Source organism: Elongatibacter sediminis (assembly GCF_037892215.1).
Classification (GTDB): domain Bacteria; phylum Pseudomonadota; class Gammaproteobacteria; order Xanthomonadales; family SZUA-36; genus Elongatibacter; species Elongatibacter sediminis.
In genome coordinates this window covers 59,567-78,091 of sequence record NZ_JAZHOG010000013.1, presented here as the reverse complement: position 1 = coordinate 78,091, position 18,525 = coordinate 59,567, and the positions used below count along the sequence as shown (strand labels likewise).

Genomic DNA, 18,525 nt, shown 5'->3' with positions numbered 1-18,525 from the left:
CGCCCCGCGCCGAGTCGTCCGGCCGACTGCCCTACTTCACCCGGCGCACGAACCAGGCTGCGAACAACACGAACAGAACGAAACCCACCGTTGTCTCCAGCCAGTCCGGGCCCAGCCAGTCGGTACCGATACCCGCCGGCCGGGCACCCTGCACGAACGCCACGCCGGCAATCGCGACACCGAGCAATCCCTCGCCGCCGACGAAACCGGAACCGAGCAACACACCCTTGTCGCGGCGCTCGATCGCCTGGGCCTCGTCCCGGGCCCGGCGTTCCAGCCACAGCTTGAGCATGCCGCCGAAAAAAATCGGGGTCATGGTCGACACCGGCAGGTAGACCCCCACGGCGAATGGCAGGGACGGTACACGAAACAGTTCGGCCACCACGGCCAGGGCGACCCCGATGCCGACCAGCGCCCAGGGCAGGTTCTGCTCCAGCACCCCGTCGATGACCAGTTTCATCAGGGTGGCCTGCGGCGCCGGCAATTCGGCGCTGCCAAAGCCGAAGGTTTCGGCCAGCAGCAATACGGACAGACACACGAAGGTCGCCGAGGTCAGCACTCCGATCAGCTCCCCGGTCTGCTGCCTGCGTGGAGTGGCCCCCAGCAGGTAGCCGGTCTTCAGGTCCTGGGAGGTGTCGCCGGCGATACTGGCCGCGATGGCTACCACGCAGCCGACCGTCAGCGCCGCCGCCTTGCCGGTCATGTCGGTCCAGCCCATGACCAGGAATACACCGGCCGTGCCAAGCAGCGCGGCGATGGTCATGCCGCTGGTCGGGTTGCTGGTGACACCGACCAGACCGACGATGCGAGAGGCCACGGTGACGAAGAAAAAGGCAAAAATCACCACGCATACGGCCGCAACGAGCCGGTGGGCCACGTCCGGCAGGGCCCCGAAAGGTGCTTCGACGAAAGCCAGTACCGCGCCGATGATCAGGATTCCGATACCGACGACCTTGAGCGGCAGGTCCCGCGCGGTACGGGGAACGGTGGCCGCGGTGGCCACCGTGTCCGGGCCGTCGCCGTCCTCACCTTCGACCCGCTCGCGAAGTTCCCGCGCACCGATGCGGAAAGACTCGATCATTACCGGCAGACTGCGGATCAGGGTCATGATTCCGGCAGCGGCCACCGCGCCGGCCCCGATGTAGCGCACGTAGCGGCTCCAGATCTGCCCGGCCGACATTTCATTGATACTCAGGACCAGTTCCGGGTACAACGGCGGGCGCCCCTCGCCCCACCAGGCGATGCCCGGAATGATCACCAGCGATGCGAGCACGCCGCCGCTGACCATCACCGTCGCGATTTTCGGGCCCAGGATGTAACCGACACCGAACAGGGCGGGCGACAGGTCCATGCCCAACTCACCTTTTTTGAGAAACGGCAGGCGCAGATGCGCTTCGGCCGGAATCGCCTGCACCCAGCCAGTCAGGGCCTTGAACGCCGCGCCGGCACCCAGGCCGATGAACACGTTGCGTGCATGTCCGCCCCCGCTTTCGTTTGCCACCAGCACGTGGGCGCAAGCCGTCCCCTCGGGATACGGCAGCTTGCCGTGTTCGCGCTCGATCAGAAAACGGCGCAGCGGAATCATGAACAACACGCCGAGCATGCCGCCGGACATGGCCAACAGGGTCATCTGCAGCAACGAAGGGTAAAGCCCCCACAAAAACAGCGCCGGGAGGGTGAAAATCACGCCGCTGGCGACCGAACTGGACGCCGAGCCCACGGTCTGGGCGAGGTTCGCCTCCAGGATGCTGGCCGAAGCCCCGGCGCGGCGCAGCGCGTGAAAGGCTGCCACCGTCATCACGGCGACCGGGATCGACGTGCTGATGGTCAGGCCCGCGCGCAGGCCGAGGTAGGCATTGGCGGCGCCGAACAGAATACCGAACAGGATGCCGAAGAAAATGGCCTTGAACGTGAATTCGCCCGGTTGCTCGGTGGCAGGAACGTATGGCTGGTAAACCTCGCCCGGTTTCAAAGCTCGATGGGCGCTGTCCGGAAGGGCGCGGCCGGCTGCCGCGGGACCTGAACCCGAATGCTCGGTGGAGTCCATGCTGGAATCGCCTGTGTGAGGGCCAGCGCCCTATTCTGTCGGCAACTCGTTACCGCGGCAAATTCGCCCGATTCTGATCCATGTCTTGCCGGAACCCGGAGCACCATGGCAGGCTCTAACGGGACCTGGAACGAAAACACTGAATCGTCAGGGGAAACGATGGAATACAAGGACTATTACTCGATCATGGGCGTGGAACGGGACGCGACCCAGGACGAGATCAAGCGGGCTTATCGCAAACTGGCCCGCAAATATCATCCGGACGTGAGTTCGGAACCCGAAGCGGAGGCGAAATTCAAGGACGTGGGCGAAGCCTACGAAGTCCTGCGCGACCCGGAAAAACGGGCCGCCTACGACGAACTGGGCCGCAACTGGCAGGCCGGACAGGACTTCCATCCGCCGCCGGGCTGGGATGCCGGCTTCGAGTTCACCGGCGCGCCGGGTGGTCGTCCGCGCGGTGGTCCGGGCGAATACGGTTACAGCGATTTTTTCGAGGAATTGTTTGGCCGCGCACAGGCAGCCGGTTCCGGTCCCCGCCGTTCGGCCAACCTGCAGGGCGAGGACCACCATGCCCGCGTTCAGATCGAACTCGAAGACAGCTTTCACGGCGCTACCCGCACCATCACCCTGCGTGTGCCGGAACTGACCCCGGACGGCCACGTGCAGGCGCGTACGCGCAACCTCAAGGTGCGGATTCCGCGTGGCGTCCGGCCGGGACAGCAGATTCGTCTCGCCGGACAGGGCGGGCCTGGCCTGGGTTCTGCACCGTCCGGCGACCTGTACCTCGAGGTGGAATTCCGGCCGCACAAGCGCTATCGCCTGGACGGCGCCGATTTGTACCTGGACCTGCCCATCGCACCGTGGGAGGCCGTACTCGGCGCGACCGTGCGGGTACCCACACCGGGCGGAACCGTCGACCTGACGATCCCGCCCGGATCGCAAACCGGCAAACGCCTGCGTCTCAAGGGCCGCGGTTTGCCCACCAAGCCGGCTGGCGATCTCTACGTTGAGTTGAAGATTGTCGTGCCCCAGGCCGGTACCGCCGAAGCAAAAGAAGCTTGGGAAACCCTGTCCCGGCAGGCCGACTTCAATCCCCGCGCCCGCCTGGAGGAAGATAACGCATGAATACCGACCGCACCCTGGAGGGCGACGTGCTCACCGACGACGTCCGATTCTCGATCGATGATGTCTGTCGCGGCTGCCGCCTGGAAATCGAAGAACTGGAGGTTCTGGTGGAGGAAGGCATTGCCGAACCGCGCGGAGCACGCCGCGCCGAATGGCGGTTCAGCCTGCGCAGCGTACGCCGCGTTCGCACCGCCGTGCGCCTGCAGCGTGACCTCGGCGTGAATGCCGCGGGAGCGGCGCTCGCTGTGGAACTGCTGGAGCGGATCGCCGAGCTCGAACGACGCCAGCGCTGAATATCGAAACAATGGGCGCGGATTGCCCCCAAACGAAAACGGCCCGCCGGGAGGCGGGCCGATCGTGCAGCGGAATCAGAATGGGTCAGAGACACAGTTCCGCGGGGAACAACACCTGGTCGATGACATGTACCACACCGTTGCTCGCGCTGATATCGAACAGTCCGGTCACGATGTTCGCATCAGGTGTATCCGTGTTCTCGTCAATAATCATCAGGCCCGGCGTAGCCAGCACGTAGCTCCCGTTGAGCATTTCGATGGGCTTGCTGTTATTGCGATTGATGACACTGTTCGAAAAGCGCCTTCCGTCGGTGACGTGATACAGCAGCACGTTGGTCAGCGCTGCCAGTGCCGCCTCCTCGCTGCCGCACACGCCCGTTACAACACCGATCAGAGTGGTAGCGTCCACGCCGAAAGCGTCATCGGTTGGTGCAAATACGGTGAATTGCCCCGCGGAAGAGAGTGTGTCTGCGAGCCCGGCCGCGACCACGAGATCAACCAGGGTCGTGAATCGACCGTCGCTGACCGCGATATCCACGATGGAATCGCCGCCCGGGCGCTTGCCGGGTGCCGCCGTCGCAGTCGCGGAAAGAACAAGCGCCAGGCCTGCAAGCAAACATGTAGTAAATCTGTTCATCGGTAGCGTCCTCGTCGTTGGTTTCGATGCGTTATCCGACCTGGTTACGCCGGAATTCGCGGGTGCCAGTCAAGTCATGGCATGCACACTCTACGGGCAGGTTCGTGAAGGCGGCGTTCAGGGGGTCTGCACGCAATTTTCACGCTCGATCCACCCCGAAATACGGCCCTGACCGGTTTTGTTCACTTGCATCTGGCTGATGCAGATTCCGTTTGGAGTCGCTGCGCTGCGCTAAACTGGAAGCGTTGCCATGCATTGGAATCGGCCGCGAAATGACCCGACTTTCAACCATCGACGCCGGATTTCTGCTGACGGAGTCGCAGAACAGCCCCAAGCACATCGCCGGGCTGCAAATTCTGCGACTGCCGCCACGTAAGCGGTCGGCCTGGCTGCGTGATCTGGTTGCCGGCATGCGGGAAGCGAAACCGGGTTATCCGTTCAATCAGCGGGTGGACATGAGCAACCCGGTGCAACCGGAGCTGACGACGGACGCCGATCTGGACATCGACTATCACGTGCGGCACACCGTGTTGCCCGCGCCGGGCAACGACCGGCAATTGCTGGACCTGGTCGCCCGTCTGCACGCCAACCTGCTCGACCGTGATCGGCCACTGTGGGAATTCCACCTGATCGAAGGCCTGTCCGATCGACGTTTCGCGTTTTATACCAAGGTGCACCATGCGCTGTGCGATGGCATCACTTTCGGACGCTGGTTCATGCAGTCGGGCACGGCCGATCCGGCGGAACTCGATTCACCACCGATCTGGCAGCGGGACCGCACCCCGCCGGAAACTGAAGACGGACCGGGCTACACGCGGCTGGTGCGCGAGGGAATCAAAGTGCTGGGTGGTGGCGTGCAGACAGCGGTCGGCCTGTCGCGGCTGTCCGCGCGCCTCCTGGCCCGGCGACTGTGGGAGGGTGACACCCGCGTGGCCCTCCCGCTGTCGGCACCCCGAACGTCGCTGAATATCGTTCCCGGCGCGGCCCGATCCGTCGGCATTCTCGAGTTTCCGCTGCAGCACATCCGGGCGATTGCCAAAGCCCAGGATTGCACCGTCAACGACGTGGTGATGACCCTGTGCGACCTGGCCGTGAGCCGGTATTTCACTGAACACGGTGACGACACGCGCGATCCGCTCGTCGCCTACATGCCGGTCAACCTGCGTGCCGCCGGCGAAGCCACTGACGGCAACCTCATCTCGCTGCTGCAGGTCCGGTTGGCCAGGGACCACGTGAATCCACTCGACACGCTGCACCAGATCAGTGAATCGGTGCATTCGGCCCGGGAAGTGTTCGGGGGTGTGTCCCGCCCGGCCATCCAGATGTACTCTCTGCTGGTCGCGCTGATCGCGCAGATCGAGGAGACCTTCAAGCTCGATGCCGTATTACCGCCGGTCACCAACCTCGTCATTTCCAATGTTCCGGGCCCGAAGGAGCGGATGTATTACCGGGGCGCCGAATCGCTGGCCATCTATCCGATCAGCGCCCTGCCCCCGCTGACGGCCCTGAATGTCACGGCCTGCAGCTATGCCGGCACCCTGTTCTTCGGCCTCATCGCAGCCCGTTCGTCCATCCCCGACATCTCGACCCTGACCCGGTACATGAGCGAGGCCTGTGATCAGCTCGCCGAACTTGCGGGCGTCTCCCGCGACTGAGCCTCAGACGTGCCGCCGAGGCGGCACCACGGTGTTGCCGATGAGCAGCCCGCCAACCAGTGAAACCAGCAGAATCGCGACCGTCAGCGCGGTTTCCTGCGGATTTGCCGTTCCGTGCAGCAGCAGGTTGGTGACCGCCCGGTAGCCGAGCGCGCCCGGAACCAGCAGGATAATGCCCGGAACGCGCACCAGCGATGCCGGCAGGCGCAGCAGCCGGCCCAGTGAGTTGCCCAGCACCGCTACGGCAAAGGCCGCCACCAGAACGCCGAATTCAACGCCCCCCATGGCGGATGCAAAACGGCTGACGACATAGCTGGTCACGGCCGCCAGCACCGCCAGCGGAAAATCCACCGGCCGAACGCTGAACAACACCCCGAAGCCGAGTGCGGCCACCAGCAGCGAAGGCCATTGCACCCAGGCCGGCGGCGCCATGACCGAAGACAACCGGTCACCGGGCGCATCCCAGCCCAGCCAGTGCGCCACCACGGTGCCGATCACGACACCGAGCACCAGCTTGAGCAGGGTCACCCCGGCCCCGGCCAGCCGCGCCGACCCCGATGACAGGTGGTCGGTGGACAATTCGGTGACGGCGATGGTCAGCGACAGCCCGGGGACCAGGTAGATCAGCCCCGACAGAATGACGGCCGTCGGGTCGATGCCCGCCAGGTGGTGGTTCAAACCATAGACCAGCAAAGTCACGAGAACCGCGGCCACCGCATCGAGATTACCTTCCCTCAGAGCACGCGACTCACTGGTCGACAGCAGCCCGACCAGCATCCCCGCCAGCGCCGCGGTGGCGGCACCGAGCCAGCCGGTGGCGAGCATCAGCGCGAAAGCGCCGCTGACCAGCCCACTGCTCATGACACGCACACTCGCCGGATACAGCGGTGTGACATCGCGTGAGCGCAGCGCTTCGTAAGCCGACTCCAGATCGATGCGCTGCTCCTGCAGGTCTTCGGCCAGAGCGTAAAGCTCGGTGGTGTTCGCCAGGTTGACCGGGCCGGGCCGCAGCCGGATCAGCTGCATCGGCAGCGGCTGCTGATCCTCGTCGTCGTCGGGCTGGCGCACGGCCATCAGAACGGCCGTGGGGCTGGACCAGATTTCACAGCGGTAGCCCACCGCGACGGCGACCGATTCCACCAGTCCTTCGAGCTGATGCGCGGGAACTCCGCCTTCATGCAGGCGTCGCGCGTAGCGCTTGAGAAACCGCACTTCGAGCGGCAAAGAATGGCTCATGGGAAACTTCTCCCGATTGGCGAATACGCGGTGGACGTGTAGTTTGAGTACAACCGTTCGCACCGGCAAGCACGCTTTATCATCCGGACCCCGGAACTCCGGCCCGCCATAGTAATCTAAGCCGATTGTCCATCGGTCACGAACGTCCTACGGAGTCTGCACCATGTTGCGAATCATGCTGTTTCTGGCGACCAACGCCGCTGTTCTGGTGCTGGTCGCCATCGTTTTTCAGATCTTCGGTATCGAGGGCATTCTGCAGGAAAACAATGTCGACCTGAACCTGCAGGCCCTGCTGATTCTGTCCGCCGTGATCGGCTTCGGGGGCTCGTTCATCTCGCTGGCCCTGTCCAAGTTCATGGCCAAGCGCGGCATGGGTGTGCAGGTGATCGAACAGCCACGTAACGAGACCGAGCGCTGGCTGGTGGACACGGTCCGCCGCCAGGCCGAGGCTGCCGGAATCGGCATGCCGGAAGTGGGTATTTTCAACAGCGGCCAGCCCAATGCCTTTGCCACCGGATGGAACCGCAACGCCGCCCTCGTGGCGGTCAGCACCGGCTTGCTGCGCAACATGAACGCGGATGAAGTCGAGGCCGTCCTGGGGCACGAAGTGTCACACGTGGCCAATGGCGACATGGTCACCATGGGTCTGCTGCAGGGCGTGGTGAACACCTTCGTGATCTTCCTGTCGCGCGTCATTGGTCATGTCGTTGACCGGGTGGTGTTCAAGACCGAGCGCGGCTACGGGCCGGCCTACTTCATCACCTCCATCGTCGCGCAGATTTTTCTGTCCATTCTGGCGTCGATGATCGTGATGTGGTTTTCACGCCGGCGTGAATTCCGCGCCGATTCGGGGGGCGCGAGCCTGGCCGGCCGCTCCCGGATGATCGGCGCCTTGCGGGCGCTGCAGCGGGGAAGCGAGCCTGAGGATCTGCCGGGCGAATTCGCGGCATTCGGGATATCCGGCAGCATGGGGCGCGGTTTCCGCCGGCTGTTTCTCAGCCACCCGCCACTGGAAGAACGCATCCAGGCGTTGCAGGCGGAGGACTGATTTTTGATGGAATCCGTCGCGTGCGCCGTAATGCATCGCGCACGATTGCGGATCTAGGGCTTGATGACTTTGAGCAGGCGCTGTTGCGGGTGCTTGGCCTTGACGTCGCCACTCGACGGATTCGGGCGGTAGGTTCCGTCGGCCCCCAGACACCACCCGATCATGTTGTCCCGCCACGGGATGTTGAAAATTTCCTCGTCGATTCGCTCACGCAATGCCGGATCGTCGATCGGAAACGCCACCTCGACCCGCTGGACCAGGTTGCGTTCCATCCAGTCGGCGCTGGACCCCCAGTACTCTGCATCGCCCGCGTTCTCGAAGCGGTAGATGCGGGCGTGCTCCAGGAAACGCCCGATGACCGAACGCACCTCAATGGTTTCCGAAACACCGGGCACGCCCGGACGCAGGCAGCACATGCCCCGCACCAGCAGACGAATGGGAACACCCGCCCGTGACGCGGAATACAGGGCCTTGATGATTTTCGGTTCGGTCAGGGCATTCAACTTGACATCGATGCCTGCCGGCAGACCCTCGCGGGCGTTTTTTTCTTCCCTTTTGATTTTCTCGATCAGCTGCTTGTGCAGCGTGAACGGCGAGTGCATCAGGCGCTTGAGCCCGTAAAGCCTTCCCCGACCGGAGAGCTGCCTGAACACGAGACTGACGTCTTCGGTGATTTCCGGATCGGAGGTCAGCAGCCCGATATCGGTGTACAGCGTGGCCGTGCCCGAATGGTAGTTACCAGTTCCCAGGTGAACGTACTTGCGAATCTGCCGCGTTTCCCGCCGCACGATCATCAGCATCTTGGCATGGGTCTTGCGCCCGACCACGCCGTACACCACCTGCACACCGGCACGTTGCAGCCGTGTGGCCAGGCTGATGTTGGCCTCCTCGTCGAAGCGGGCCCGGATTTCAACCACGACGGTCACATCCTTGCCGTTGCGGGCGGCGTCGACCAGCAGATTCACGATCTGCGAGTCGATGCCGGTCCGGTACAGGGTTTGGCTGATGGCCAGCACCTGCGGGTCCCGGCTCGCCTGGCGCAGCAGGTCGATGACCGGCTGAAAGCTTTCGTACGGATGGTGCAGCATGATGTCGCGCCGCCGCAGAACATCGAACCAGTCCGGCTCTCCTGCCAGGTAGCTCCGGATCACCGGTTCGAATACCGGGTACTTCAGGTCCGGCCGGTCGATCAGGGTGATGGCTTCGGACAGGCGATTGAGGTTGACCGGCCCGCTGTAGTGGTAGATGTCATCCGGCTGGAGACCGAACTGCGACGCCAGGAATTTCTCGATGGGCGGCGGGCAGGTGGTCGTGGTTTCCAGGCGCACGGCCGCCGCAAAACCGCGTTCGGCCAGTTCCCCTTCCAGAGCGCTGGCGAGGTTTTCGATCTCGTCCTCATCGACCAGCAGTTCCGAGTTGCGGGTCACCCGGAACTGGTGACTGCCCAGCACTTCCATGCCCGGAAACAGGTCGGCCGCGAACGCCTGCAGCACGGCGCCCAGCAACACGAAATCGTGCGCGCCCCGGGTGTGCGAAGCCGGAATATGGATCACGCGCGGCAGTGAACGCGGCGCCCGCACCAGCGCCATGCTGGCATCACGGCCAAAAGCATCTTTGCCGCGCAGCTCAACCGCGCAGTTGAGACTCTTGCTGAGAATACGCGGAAACGGATGCACCGGGTCGAGGCCCAGCGGGCTCAATACCGGCATCAGTTCGTCGCGAAAATGCTTGTGCAGCCAGTCCCGCTGCCGGCCGGTCCAGTCCCCCGGTGCCAGAAAACGGATTTCTTCCGCGGCCAACGCCGGAACCAGCACCTCGTCCAGCACCCGGTATTGCTCGGCGACCAGGTGCAGTACGGCATCACGGATGGCCTGCAGCGTCCCGGACGGCGTCATGCCGTCCGCCTCGGGTCGCGCCGCGCCGTGCTGGATGCGCTGCTTCAGCGAAGCGACCCGCACCTCGAAAAACTCGTCGACCAGCAGGCAGGTGATGCACAGAAAGCGCAGTCGCTCCAGCAACGGCACCTGTTCATCCACCGCCTGGCGCAGCACCCGCCCGATGAATTCAAGCTGACTGAGTTCCCGGTTGATATACAGGCGCGGGTCGCGCAGGCCCACCGTGCCCGGGATATCGGGTCCTTGGCGGGCACCATCGCGGCGCGAAATGGAGGCGACTTCTCCCATCAGACCAGTATACGGCCAATCGATGACACTTTTACGACACCGCCGGCACGTGGCGGTTCGGTCGAACCGGCCCGGATCCTCGCTACGGCCCGGCAATCAACTCAACTCATGTGCTACGCCGGACCGCGGGAAGTTCTTCGCCCTGCAGCCGCGCGACGATCACCGCGCAGCAGGCATCACCGAACACGTTGGTGGTGGTGCGCAGCATGTCGAGAATTCGATCGAATACCAGCAGGACGCCCAAGGCCTCGATCGGCAGCCCGATCGCGGTGAGAATGATGGCGATGGCCACCAGCGATGCTGACGGCACGGCGGCCACCCCGATCGAGGTCATCAGCGCGATGGCGCAAATCAGAAACTGGGTCGTGAATGTGAGATCCAGTCCGTAGGCCTGGGCGATGAACATGGCCGCCATGCATTCATACAGCGCGGTGCCGTTCATGTTCACCGTAGCGCCGAGGGGGAGCACGAAACTGGTGTACTTGTTGGGGACACCCGCGCGGTGTTCCAGACTGTCCATGTTGACAGGCAGCGTGGCCGACGAGGAGGCCGTCGAAAAAGCCGTCAACAGCGCGGGGACAACCGCATTGAAGACCCGGATCGGGCTGACTCCGCCGACAAAGCGCAAAAACAGGGGCAAGGTCACCAGGGTGTGGAACAGCAGGGCCGCCACAACCGACAGGCTGAAGGTCACCAGCGGGCCTGCCGCACTGAACCCGGTTTTCGCCACGACCGCGGCGACCAGGGCGAATACACCATATGGTGCGAAACGCATCACCCAGTGGGTAATGGCGATCATGGTTTCGAACACGCCGCTGGTCACCCGGTACAGGGTGTCGGCCAGTTCGTGGTCGATCTGGGACATGAAGTAGCCGAACACCGCACTGAAGAAAATCAGCGCCAGCATTTCATTGGCCGCCGCTGCGGCCACGATGTTCTGCGGCACCGCGTTGAGCAGGATTTTCGGAATTTCGGCCAGGCCGCGGCCGGCGATGCGTTCCTCGACGTTTTCGGTGGACTGAGTCAGTGCCAGCAGATCTCCCGCCGGCTGTCCGTCGACGATTCCGGGCTGCACCAGGTTTACAATGAGCAACCCGACGAAAATCGCCGCCGAAATGGTCAGTATGTAGAAGGCGCCTGTCTTCAGTCCCATGGTGCCCAGGGAGTCGGTATTACCCAGGCCGGCGACGCCCAGTGCAATGCTGGACGCGATCAGCGGAATAATCAGCATCTTGAGTGCGTTGAGAAACAACTGGCCGATAAACTCGTACACCGATACCGCGCTAACGCTGCCGAGGCTCAGGTCGGCCGTGAAGTAACCGGCGATCACTCCGGCGCAGAGCGCGATGAGAATCTTCCAGTGAAGGGCGAGTCCGGCTTCGTTATTCATGGGTTGTCCCGTGACGCTTGGCTGTCGTTGATCCACTGCTTGTGGGTGCCCTGGGCAGGCCGCTGCTGTGGGCGGCGGGCGCTTACGCCGCGGAAGTTTAGCATGCAATCCAGACGCCCACAGGCAGGCAACGAGCCAACTTGCAGACGCAAAAAAGGGGCGAAATGACCTGATTCGGTGTATCCTGTTGCCCCATACTTCCCTCGCGGACGGGTTTCGGCTGCCGCGAAATAAGAATTCGGATACTCTCCATGGGAAGGAAAGGGAGTATTGAAGGGCCAGCAGACCTGAAGGGAGCCTGACCATGAACCTGATTCGCAGTACCAAGCCCATCCGTCTTAGCCGCAGTGTCGGTTTCAGCCTCGCCCTCATGGGCGTGATGGCCGTGACGCCCCAGTTCGCGGAATCACAGGTGCTTCAATGCGAGCCGGAAATTACGGTGCAAGCCCTGGGCGGACCCGTCTTCCTGCTCGGCGAAACCGTACGCATTTCCGCCGACATCGGGGCCGGAGCCGTGAGCGGCAGCCAGACACCACCCGATTACCTCGATATCGACAAATTCACCTACCTGCTCGACTGCAGTCTTGGCGACACGTTTCCGACCTGTACCGACGCCGGCAACACCGTCATGTACGCCAATAACATCGTCAGCGACTGTGTCGACTCTGCAGGCGCCCCCGCCAACCTGCAGACGAGTATCGTTGGGAATTCCGTGGAATTCACCACCCAGAGCGGGTTGCCGATTCGCAACAACGCCAACACCACCTGCAACGTGGAGTTCGACGTGGTCGTCAACGGCATCGCCGACGACAACCCGAGCGCCACGATTGTCGAGATTCTCGGTTTCCTCGATACCGACGGACAATGCAGCAACGGCCTGGCCGCCGGCGAGTCCGCCAGCCTGTCCTTCGATATCACTGCCCGCCGCGCGCAGTTCCGCGTGACCAAGGACTTCAGCGACGACAATCCGGCTGGCGTGGATGTCCACATCAGTTGCAACACCGGTCTGCCGCTGGACCAGAGCCAGACCATTTCCGAATTCGGTGACAACGGTTTCGACAGCGTGACCTTCGTGGTCGATGCCTTCGACGCCGGTGAACTCGACTGCCACATCACCGAAGACCCGGTACCCGATGGATACTCGGAAAGCTACTCCGCCGGTACGGAAACCGGAGTCGCAGCGACCGTTGAAGACGATGCCGAAGGCTGCCATTTCCTGGAAGTCCAGGAAGGCCTGTTCACCTGCGAAATCACCGACACACTGGATCCAGTGGTTATCGATGTCACCAAGGAATGGTACGGCGATCTCGAGTCCGCCGGCGTGTATCCGTCAGCCGACGCGGACTGGAGTTGTCAGAATGTCCGTTCATCGCCCACCGATACCACCCTGGGCAACGAAAACGGCTCTCTATACTTCAAGGGCAACCCGGATACCGACAGCACCGGTCCGATCTACCCGGATTACGATGGCAGCTCGGTATGCACGGTGGTCGAGGATGTTTCCTTTGGCCCGGTTGAAACCGACGACAGCGATTGCGCCAGCCTGCCCATCTCCCTGGGCATGGGCAACAGCTGCACGATCACCAACACGGTGTTCTTCGAGGGCATACCCACACTGAGCCAGTACGGCCTGGCCGTCCTCGCGCTGCTGATGCTGGGTGTCGGCATGGTCGGGTTCCGACGCTACACCTGAGGATTATTCCTCACTGAATAAAAAAGGCCCGCGATTGCGGGCCTTTTTTATTGTGCTGGCGGTGCCGGGCATCGACACGCTAGTGGTTACCGTCGCTATTTCAGCATGACTTCGCCGGAACAGTGTCCGGAGCCCGGTTCACACAGCTGGTAACGCAGACTCTTGGCGCGCTTCAGCAGCATCTTGTCCACATGCAGGCCTTTGTTGGCCGTCCGCGCCAGCAGTTTGCCGTCGCGGTAGATATCCACCTGGGATGATTCGGCGCCGGACCATTTGAGCACGGCCAGGGTCTTGCCCTGAATACCGCCGCCGCCGACCTTCAGGGTAATCGGCCGATCCGCCTGTGCGACCACGGTGCGCCGGGCCGTACCCACGTAACCGGCGTCATCGGTGACGGTCAGCGTCACAGTGTACGTGCCTTCCTGCGGGTAGACGTAGTCGGCCAGCATGCTGGTGCCGCCCTCGCCATCACCGAACTCCCATTCGTATTTCTCGATGTGGCCGTCCGGATCATGGCTGGCGCCGGCGTCGAACGCGCAGATGGTGTCTTCACACAGGAACTCGAAGCTGGCCTGGGGCCGTTCATTCGGCGAGGTCTGTGGCAGTTCTATGTCAACCTTTTGTTGTGTTTCGTTTTCGGCACCCGCCTCATCGCGCACCGTCAGGCGCACGTTGTAGGAGCCCGATTCCGCGTAGGTGTACTCGACCACGGCGCCGCTGGCTTCGGCTCCGGTTCCCAGGCTCCAGGTATAGGCGACCACTTCGCCATCCGGATCGAAACTGTCGGCCGCATCGAAGCGGCAGGAACCTTCACTGCATTCAACGCTGAAACGGGCCTGCGGCGAGCGGTTGCCCGGATCGGCCGACACGACCGCGGTACGGGCGGTGGACGACGACACGCCATCGTCATCGGTAACCGTCAGCACCACTTCGTAGCTGCCGCCGGTCTCGAAGGTGTGGTTGACGACCATCCCGTCAGCTCCGGCGCCGTCTCCCGTGGACCAGACCCAGGCTGAAACTTCACCATCGGCATCCTGGCTGGCGGACGCATCGAACTCGCAATTCAGCCCCTCGCAACTGATGGCAAAGTCCGCTTCGGGAGGCTGATTGGGCAGGCTCACCGTCACCGTATGGGTCCGGTCCGCGGACAACCCGTCGTCGTCACTGACGGTCAGGCTCACCGAATACGTTCCTTCATCCGCGTACGTGTGTTCGATGGCCTGGCCCTCCCCGACCGTTCCGTCTCCCAGGGACCACTGGTAGTCCACGATCACGCCGTCGGCATCCGAACTGCCGCCGGCATCGAAGCTGCAGTCATTGTTGACGCAACTGATCGAGAAACTGGCGGACGGCGGCTGGGCGGGTGCGGTCACGTCGACACGGCGCGTGTAGACATCCTCCCCGCCTGCATCATCAGTGACCGTCAGGCTGACCGAGTAACTGCCACCGGCCGAGAAATCATGTACGGGAGACGAGCCCGAAGCGGAATCCCCGTCACCGAAGGACCAGGACCAGTCCACCACGGACCCGTCCGGGTCATAGCTGGCAGCACCGTCGAAACTGCACGCCAGTCCTTCACAGGCAAATTCGAAGTCCGCCACCGGCGATTCATTGGCCGGAGGCCCCGAATCCCAGCCGCCACCGGACCAGGCAACATCCCCATCGGGAATTTCGCCACCGAAGTGTTCTGCGACCTGGGGCCAGATCAGCTTCATCTTGGAACCGGAGTTCATGCAACCGCCCAGGTGATGAAGCGCAATGACCTTGCCACTGAAAGCGGTGATAACGGGTGAACCGGAACTGCTGGTGGTGGTATCGCAGTAATAACCGATGTCCGTATCGGTGCCGTAGCCATTGCGGCTGACATCGTCAATCGCACAATAGCCACTGTCGTTCATGTCGCTTTCCAGGGCGAGTTGGGCCGGACGGCCCAGTCCGTGCTGGGGGATGAAGACGCCCTCACCCAGCGACCCTTCCCGAACATCGAGCCCAAGGTAACCGAAGCCGGAAATGTCCTGGAAATTATTCACCGTGAACAGGCCGTAATCGAGCTCGGCGTCCGCCGCCAGGAATGTCGCCCCGGTGACCTTGACGACGTTCTCAGTCGATGAACTGCCACAGCTCCTGGCCTTGTAGTTGAACCAGATTTCAGCGCCGGTCACGTCTGCCTGGCTGCCCACGCAATGCTGGGCCGTGAACAGGCGGTTGTCGGGTCCGACCCGCCAGGCCGTGCATTCTTCGCCGGACGACGTGACCAGTACGGCCACCGCATGCGCGGTTTCGTACTCGGCACGATGGCTGTCCTTGAAACAGACCGCGTCATAGCGTTCATTGATGCCGCAGGTGGTTTGCGGCTTCGAGATGCCGGGTCCGTCGGACATCAACACACTGCCCTGCGGCGCGGGCGAGGCCAGCACGCCAGCCGGTGGGAACGGTGACTCGTCCTGCGCATAACCCGACAGATAATGATCCAGGTGCACCCGGTGTACGCCGGCACGCATGCGGTCCAGACGTCCAATGATGCGCACCACCGCGGTATCACCGCTGATCGACATCGCGGAGAAACGTGTAACGCCATCGTCGCCCTGGCTGGCATCCCAGGTATGGGCGTCCAGACGGTTGCGCCAATAGGTGTAACGCTCGCTGCCATCCGGGCTCATGACCATAACGGCCACACCGTCGGGAATGACGAAGGAACTGAAATGGAGTTTGATGAAGCGGGCGCCGGGCTGTTGAACCGTGCGAACCTCGCTCGACAACCCCGTCGACGGGCCGAACAGTTCGATATCCGTACTGATCCGATGCGCGATGCGGCGATCGGAATCCGCCTGTGCAGCCGACGATTGTGAAGCCGAAGCCGGTCCGGTAATAAGAAATGATAGCGCCAACAGGCCAATGACGGCCAGCCAGCGGGCCCAATGGGCACGATGCTGCAATCCCTGCATGCCTGCAACTTCCCTGTTTGCGCATCACATCCGGTGATGCTGAGTCCATCTTCGGCGCCCCGTCCTGGGTGATTCGCCGTAAAATCATCTGCTTGCAGATGATTTATGATGTCAGTTTGCACTTTCACCTTATTCGGTGTCAATGCCCCCTGGGGTCCGCCCCCGAATTGACCGGCCCCCTGACCTCGCCGTAACGATCTTGAGGTGGGCCAGGAGACAGCGGAACACCGCAAAAGCACCATACCGCGATGCCGGGCGAAAAGGAAAGCCGTTGGGCGGTGAAATGTTACCGACTGTCAACTTTTACGTCGCAAGACTGGTAATTCTGTCCGAATCCGCTATCCTTACGGCCAAGGGGTTAACGCAAGATTCCACAAGTTCTTAAGTTTCCCTGAGCCCGCATGGACCTGAATTCCAGGACCATCCGGGTCCGGTTTCAAGGAAGAATCACCAGCAATCCATGGATGGCGAGTCGCCAGACTCGGCTGTGTCTGTTTGGCGCAGTCCCATGGTGACGTTCAGGTAAGGCGCGATAAGCGCAAGAAAAAAGGGGAGACGATTCGTGTCGTAACAAAAACAGATTAATGACCGGGAGCCGTTCGGACAGGGGAGTCTGACCGTTCCCGGGTACCAGACCGACATTACAGGGGATTTTCATAAGCAGGGACGCTTCGCTTCGATGTGGAGCGTCCCTTTTTGCGTTCTGGGTGATTGAAAACGCCGGCGCCCGCGCGCTGGCACTCTGCATAGGTAATGGGAGCGCAGAAATGCCGTTTGAAAATTGGGGTGGGATAAATCAAATCATGCAACACACGCGCAACGGCCTGATATCAGCCTTATTGATATTACTGGGAAGCCTGTCGATATCAGGGTCCGCACTGGCACAGGAACGGTCCTGCGCTTCAGACATCGACATGACCATTTTGAACCCCGGTCCGTTTTTCCTCGACGAGACACTCCGGGTTTCGGCCAATATCGGCGCAGGACAGATTCGGTCCGGCTCCTATCTCGACATTCACGGCTTCGGTTTCGCGTTGAACTGTCACCCGGGTGAAGGGTTCTCGAATTGCATCAGCGAGGGCAACACCGTCGAGTTTCTCGGAAATATGTCCACCGACTGCGTGGACAGCGCCGGCAATCCGGTCGATTTGCTCGTTCCAGAGTCGAATGTCATTCCGATGACGACGACCAGCGGCCTGCCGATTCGCACCCCTGCCAATACGCAATGCAACGTGCAATTCGACATGGCCGTACGCGAACTGGCCGAAGGTGGCGACCGTCTGATCGTGCAGGCCATGGGCTGGCCGCTTGAGGGCATGTCGGCCAGCACCTGCGACAACGGCCTGACTTCTTCGGCTTCGGCCACGATCGGCTTCTTCATCAACGAATGCGGTATTGAGCTGGACAAGCAGGTCAGTGTTGACGGCGGCCAGACCTGGAGCGATGCGGACACCGAAGCTGGTGCACCGCAATTGGCACTTGGCGGCGATGCCCATTACCGCCTGGTCATTCGCAATACGGGTTCGATTGCTTACAACTCCCCCATTTCCGTGGTCGATGCCGCACTCGGCATCAATACCACCGTACCCGCGCTCGGCGCGGGCCAGTCAACCACCGTGACCTCGGCGCAGATTCCCGCCCTGTTGAAGACGGGACGTTGCGAAGTGGTCGGCAGCCTTGAAAACCAATCCTCGGTCACCGGCATGTGCAGCAGTGGCGCCGACGCGGTCAGCGCCAACGCCTCGGACGTCGCCTGGATCGAATGCACCGGCGCGCCTTCCATTGACATTGAGAAGGCGACCAACGGCCACGACGCGGATACCCCGACGGGCCCGCAGATTCCGGCCGGCGATCCGGTAACCTGGACCTACGTCGTGACCAATGACGGCACGCTGCCACTGACTTCGGTGGCGGTTTCAGACGATAAACTGGGTGCCGTCAGCTGCCCGAAGAGCACGCTGGCGGTGGGCGAGTCCATGACCTGTACCGCCAACGGCACCGCCGTGGCCGGTCAGTATTCGAATCTCGGCACGGCAACCGCCACATCCACCGGCGGCGACGTCAATGATTCCGATCCCAGCCACTACTTCGGTGTGCAGGGCGGCATCGACATCGAGAAGGCCACCAACGGCCACGACGCGGATACCCCGACGGGCCCGCAGATCCTGGTCGGCGACCCGGTGACCTGGACCTACGTGGTCACCAACAACTCCAATGTGGAACTGACGGGTGTCGCGGTCAGCGATGACCAGCTCGGCGCCATCTCCTGCCCG

At 62.5% G+C, this 18,525-nt stretch carries 12 protein-coding genes; 6 read left to right on the top strand and 6 right to left on the bottom strand.

Features of this window, described 5'->3' with window-relative positions:
- Positions 1–31: 31 nt before the first annotated feature.
- A complete protein-coding gene (locus tag V3330_RS17150) occupies positions 32–2,047 on the bottom strand; it encodes an OPT family oligopeptide transporter (protein ID WP_354696673.1) in 2,016 nt (671 codons plus the stop codon).
- Between the two features lie 159 nt (positions 2,048–2,206).
- Between V3330_RS17150 and V3330_RS17145 the strand changes: the two genes are divergently transcribed.
- On the top strand, positions 2,207–3,172 hold the full coding sequence (locus V3330_RS17145; protein WP_354696672.1) for a DnaJ C-terminal domain-containing protein: 966 nt from the start codon (positions 2,207–2,209) through the stop codon (positions 3,170–3,172).
- On the top strand, positions 3,169–3,465 hold the full coding sequence (locus V3330_RS17140) for a chaperone modulator CbpM (protein WP_354696671.1): 297 nt from the start codon (positions 3,169–3,171) through the stop codon (positions 3,463–3,465). Before V3330_RS17145 ends, V3330_RS17140 begins: the two co-directional genes overlap by 4 nt.
- An 85-nt stretch (positions 3,466–3,550) precedes the next feature.
- Here V3330_RS17140 and V3330_RS17135 read toward each other — a convergent pair whose 3' ends face one another.
- Positions 3,551–4,102 carry a fasciclin domain-containing protein gene (locus V3330_RS17135; RefSeq protein ID WP_354696670.1) on the bottom strand — a complete coding sequence of 184 codons (552 nt, stop codon included), beginning with the start codon at positions 4,100–4,102 and terminating at the stop codon, positions 3,551–3,553.
- A 272-nt stretch (positions 4,103–4,374) separates the two neighbouring features.
- Here V3330_RS17135 and V3330_RS17130 point away from each other — a divergent pair, with 272 nt between their 5' ends.
- Positions 4,375–5,757, top strand: a complete 1,383-nt coding sequence (locus tag V3330_RS17130; RefSeq protein WP_354696669.1) for a wax ester/triacylglycerol synthase family O-acyltransferase — start codon at positions 4,375–4,377, stop codon at positions 5,755–5,757.
- A 3-nt stretch (positions 5,758–5,760) separates the two neighbouring features.
- Here V3330_RS17130 and V3330_RS17125 read toward each other — a convergent pair whose 3' ends face one another.
- Positions 5,761–6,993: a threonine/serine exporter family protein gene (locus tag V3330_RS17125; RefSeq protein WP_354696668.1), complete on the bottom strand. Its 1,233-nt coding sequence runs from the start codon at positions 6,991–6,993 to the stop codon at positions 5,761–5,763.
- A 163-nt stretch (positions 6,994–7,156) separates the two neighbouring features.
- Here V3330_RS17125 and htpX point away from each other — a divergent pair, with 163 nt between their 5' ends.
- Positions 7,157–8,041, top strand: a complete 885-nt coding sequence (gene htpX, locus V3330_RS17120; RefSeq protein ID WP_354696667.1) for a protease HtpX — start codon at positions 7,157–7,159, stop codon at positions 8,039–8,041.
- 53 nt (positions 8,042–8,094) lie between these two features.
- Here htpX and ppk1 read toward each other — a convergent pair whose 3' ends face one another.
- Positions 8,095–10,224 carry a polyphosphate kinase 1 gene (gene ppk1, locus V3330_RS17115; RefSeq protein ID WP_354696666.1) on the bottom strand — a complete coding sequence of 710 codons (2,130 nt, stop codon included), beginning with the start codon at positions 10,222–10,224 and terminating at the stop codon, positions 8,095–8,097.
- Positions 10,225–10,330: 106 nt separating this feature from the next.
- Entirely contained in the window at positions 10,331–11,614 is a 1,284-nt protein-coding gene (locus V3330_RS17110) for a dicarboxylate/amino acid:cation symporter (RefSeq protein ID WP_354696665.1), read from the bottom strand.
- 304 nt (positions 11,615–11,918) lie between these two features.
- On the opposite strand from V3330_RS17110, the gene V3330_RS17105 reads away from it, so the two are divergent.
- The gene (locus tag V3330_RS17105) at positions 11,919–13,307 is read left to right on the top strand and encodes an IPTL-CTERM sorting domain-containing protein (protein ID WP_354696664.1); all 1,389 of its coding nucleotides are present in this window, start codon (positions 11,919–11,921) and stop codon (positions 13,305–13,307) included.
- A gap of 95 nt (positions 13,308–13,402) precedes the next feature.
- On the opposite strand, the gene V3330_RS17100 is transcribed toward V3330_RS17105, so the two are convergent.
- Positions 13,403–16,252, bottom strand: coding sequence for a PKD domain-containing protein (locus tag V3330_RS17100; protein ID WP_354696663.1), 2,850 nt, complete (start codon positions 16,250–16,252; stop codon positions 13,403–13,405).
- A 914-nt stretch (positions 16,253–17,166) separates the two neighbouring features.
- Between V3330_RS17100 and V3330_RS17095 the strand changes: the two genes are divergently transcribed.
- The coding region (locus V3330_RS17095; RefSeq protein WP_354696662.1) for a COG1470 family protein at positions 17,167–18,525 on the top strand (1,359 nt) is incomplete at its 3' end.